The following is a 3,133-nucleotide window of genomic DNA, read 5'->3' as shown; positions in this document are numbered from 1 at the left end:
TTTGCTCGACGGGGATCGAAGAGCGCGGTCTTCGATCCCCTTACAAATCCGTTGGTTGCGTCTGCAACCTCCGGATTTGCGCGGCCGTCCGTGGCCGCGGTGATGGTTTCTTGCGAAACCATCAATGATGGAATCGCAAAAAGTCCGTCCACGAACCTCTTCGCCAACGACTTTCGGTTCTCACCGCTCCCGCACCCAGCGGATGTGCATCGGCGCGCTCCACGGGCCGAGCCGTCCGAGCGCATCGATCGCCCGGACCCGATAGAGGAACTCGACATCGGGCAGGCGGACGGGAATGACGTGGACCAGCTCCTCCCCCTCCATGCCCGGCCGCGGGGCGAACTCGTAGTCGCGCCGCCATTCGCTCCGGCAACGACAGATCGGATCGATCCGGGCGCGGTCGATCTGGTAGCCCAGCACCCCACCGGCGCCGGCCAGACGCAACCTCAGGCGCAGGGCGTTCTTGCTCACCTCGTGGTGCAGCGCCGCGATCCTGGGCGGCGGGGTCGACGCACTCAGCGGCTGCGGCGGCTGTTTGCGGCCACAGCCGGCCGCAAACAGCAGGAGCAGCACCACTCCTACCGCAATAATACGACGATTCCGCTTCACGTTGTCGTTGCCTCCTCTTCCTCCCACCGTGTGCGCCACCAGGCGCACTGGTGACGCACCTGCTCCGGCGCCGTTCCACCGAAATGGTTGCGCGCGGCCACACACCCCTCGACCGAGAGGTCGGAGACCATCTCCGCGTGGAGCGACGGGTCGATCACCTGGCAGGCCGCCTCATCCATCTCGTGCAGCTCGCAACCGTGCGCCTCGCACCAGGCCACCGCCTCCCCGACGATCCGGTGGGCGGTGCGGAAGGGAACCCCCGCGCGCACCAGCCGGTCGGCCAGATCGGTCGCCGTGGCGAAGCCGGCTGCGGCGGCCTCCCGCATCCGCCGCCGGTCGGGGCGCATCCCCGGCACCATGGCGGCGAGGATGGTGAGCGCCCCCTCCAGCTGGTCGAGCGCGTCGAAGATGGGCGCCTTGTCCTCCTGCATATCCTTGTTGTAGGCCAGCGGCAGCCCCTTCATCGTGGTCAGCATGGCCATCAGACCACCGATGATGCGGCCGCTCTTGCCCCGGATCAGCTCGGGCATGTCGGGGTTCTTCTTCTGCGGCATGATCGAGGAGCCCGTGCAGTATTCGTCAGGAAGTTCGATGAAGTGGAACTGGGCGCTCATCCAGAGGATGAGCTCCTCGCAGATGCGCGAGAGATGGACGGCGCAGAGGGCGGCGGCAGCGAGCAGCTCGATGACGAAGTCGCGGTCCGAGACGGCGTCGAGCGAGTTGCGGCACGGTCCGTCGAAGCCGAGCGCGCGGGCGGTCATGGCGCGGTCGATGGGGAAGGTGGTGCCGGCCAGCGCCGCGCTGCCCAGCGGCGAGTGGTTCATCCGCCGGCGGGCGTCGGCGAAGCGGCCGCGATCCCGCTCCAGCATCTCCACCCAGGCGAGCAGGTGGTGGCCGAAGGTGACCGGTTGCGCGCTCTGCAGATGGGTGAAGCCGGGCATGACGGTGTCGGCGTGCTCCTCGGCCCGGGCGACCAGCGCCTGCTGCAGCCGGGTGATCCATGCCTCGATCTCCGTGGCGCGGCGGCGCAGATAGAGGCGCATGTCGGTGGCCACCTGATCGTTGCGGCTGCGTGCAGTGTGGAGCTTCTTGCCGGCGTCGCCGATCCGCTCGGTCAGCCGCTGCTCGATGTTCATATGGATGTCTTCCAGCGCCTGCGAGAAAGGGAAGGAGCCGCTGCGGATCTCCTCGCCGATCTCTTCCAGCCCCTGGAGGATGGCGGCGCACTCCTCCCTGCTGAGGATGCCGCAGAGGGCCAGCATACGGGCGTGCGCCTTCGATCCCTGGAGATCCTCCATCGCCATACGCCGGTCGATGTCGATCGAGGCGTTGAACTGTTCGACCAGCCGGTCGGTGGCGGCGCGGAAACGACCGCCCCACGGTTTTTCGGACAAGAGCATCGCCTCCCGGATCTCAGCCGCCGTAGCGCAGCCGGTAGTAGAGCAGCCCGAGGTACTCGTGCAGCGCCCGGACCGAGTCGTCGAGGGCGTCGGCGTCGGGCAGCCAGTCGAGCGGCGTGTAGGACTGCTGCGACGAACTATAGTCGCACGGGGCGGGAAGGACGACCATCCCCAGCCGACGGAAGCACCAGACGGCGCGCGGCATGTGCCAGGCGGTGGTCACCAGCACCACCCTGCGCACACCGGCGGCGCGCAATGCGGGGCCGAGCAGCAGAGCGTTCTGCCAGGTGTTGGCCGAGCCCTCCTCGGCGTGGACGCGGTCGGGAGGGAGGCCGCGGGCCACCAGCCAGCGGCGCATGACCGCCCCCTCCGTCTCCTGCTCCCCCTCGTGCAACACCGCCCCCCCGCTCGTCCAGAGCGGCACCCTTCCCCTTCCGGCCGTCAGATGGAGCGCGAAGGCGATACGCTGCAAGGTGGCATCGGAGGGGGCATCGCGCCCGGCGTACTCCGGCGCCCGGGCATGGACCCCGCCGCCGAGAACGACGACGGCGTCTCCGGGGCGGGGGCTCCAGTGGCTCAGCGGAGGATAGCGCTGCTCCAGCGGGATGAGCAGCAGATCGGCGACCGGACGCAGCGAAAGCAGGGCGAGCAGCAGCAGCGAGGCGGCCAGCAGCAGCCGTCCCTGCCGGCGGCGCAGCGTGGCCATGCCGGCTGCAGCCATCAGCAGCACGCCGCCCGGGGGCAGCAGCAACCGGGCGATCGCCTTGGTGATCAACAACATCGTGCATGCCCGCCGTACCTCCCTCCATGAAGGCACAGCCCTTCACGGCGGCGATCCTCCGCCATTTGTTTCCCCATACGCAACCGGCTACGGTTCGCGCCTCGCCGCTTGGGGAGCGTGCAGGCGGGATCGGCCCTGCCGGATGGTGTCCGTGACGACCGCGCTCTTCGATCCCCGTCAAGCAAGACGTCCATGGATGGACGTTTTGCGATCGAAAAAGAACAGAATGGCACGAAACTTCGTCTTCACCAGCGAATCGGTCTCCGAGGGACACCCGGACAAGGTGGCCGACCGCATCTCCGACTCCATCCTCGACGCCATCCTGGAGCAGGATCGCACCGCG

Annotated in this window: 4 protein-coding genes; 1 reads left to right on the top strand and 3 read right to left on the bottom strand. The window is 68.3% G+C overall.

What is annotated here, in order from left to right:
- Window positions 1-180: 180 nt before the first annotated feature.
- From D6682_05510 to D6682_05500, 3 genes are read right to left on the bottom strand one after another with little or no spacing between them, the layout of a single operon-like run.
- Window positions 181-576 carry a hypothetical protein gene (locus D6682_05510; protein ID RMH51088.1) on the bottom strand — a complete coding sequence of 132 codons (396 nt, stop codon included), beginning with the start codon at window positions 574-576 and terminating at the stop codon, window positions 181-183.
- 29 nt (window positions 577-605) lie between these two features.
- Window positions 606-2,003: an argininosuccinate lyase gene (argH, locus tag D6682_05505; GenBank protein RMH51087.1), complete on the bottom strand. Its 1,398-nt coding sequence runs from the start codon at window positions 2,001-2,003 to the stop codon at window positions 606-608.
- A 19-nt stretch (window positions 2,004-2,022) separates the two neighbouring features.
- Window positions 2,023-2,790, bottom strand: a complete 768-nt coding sequence (locus D6682_05500; protein RMH51086.1) for a YdcF family protein — start codon at window positions 2,788-2,790, stop codon at window positions 2,023-2,025.
- 226 nt (window positions 2,791-3,016) lie between these two features.
- Between D6682_05500 and D6682_05495 the strand changes: the two genes are divergently transcribed.
- Window positions 3,017-3,133 (top strand): methionine adenosyltransferase (locus D6682_05495; GenBank protein ID RMH51089.1); only part of this gene is annotated, 117 nt, incomplete at its 3' end.

It is taken from the genome of Zetaproteobacteria bacterium, assembly GCA_003696765.1.
Lineage (GTDB): Bacteria > Pseudomonadota > Zetaproteobacteria > Mariprofundales > J009 > RFFX01.
This window is presented reverse-complemented; position numbering and strand designations above follow the sequence as displayed.

What these genes read in the sequence shown, in the direction of transcription:
- D6682_05500 (RMH51086.1), bottom strand. Translation starts at nt 2,790, where the DNA reads ATGTTGTTGATCACCAAGGCGATCGCCCGGTTGCTGCTGCCCCCGGGC.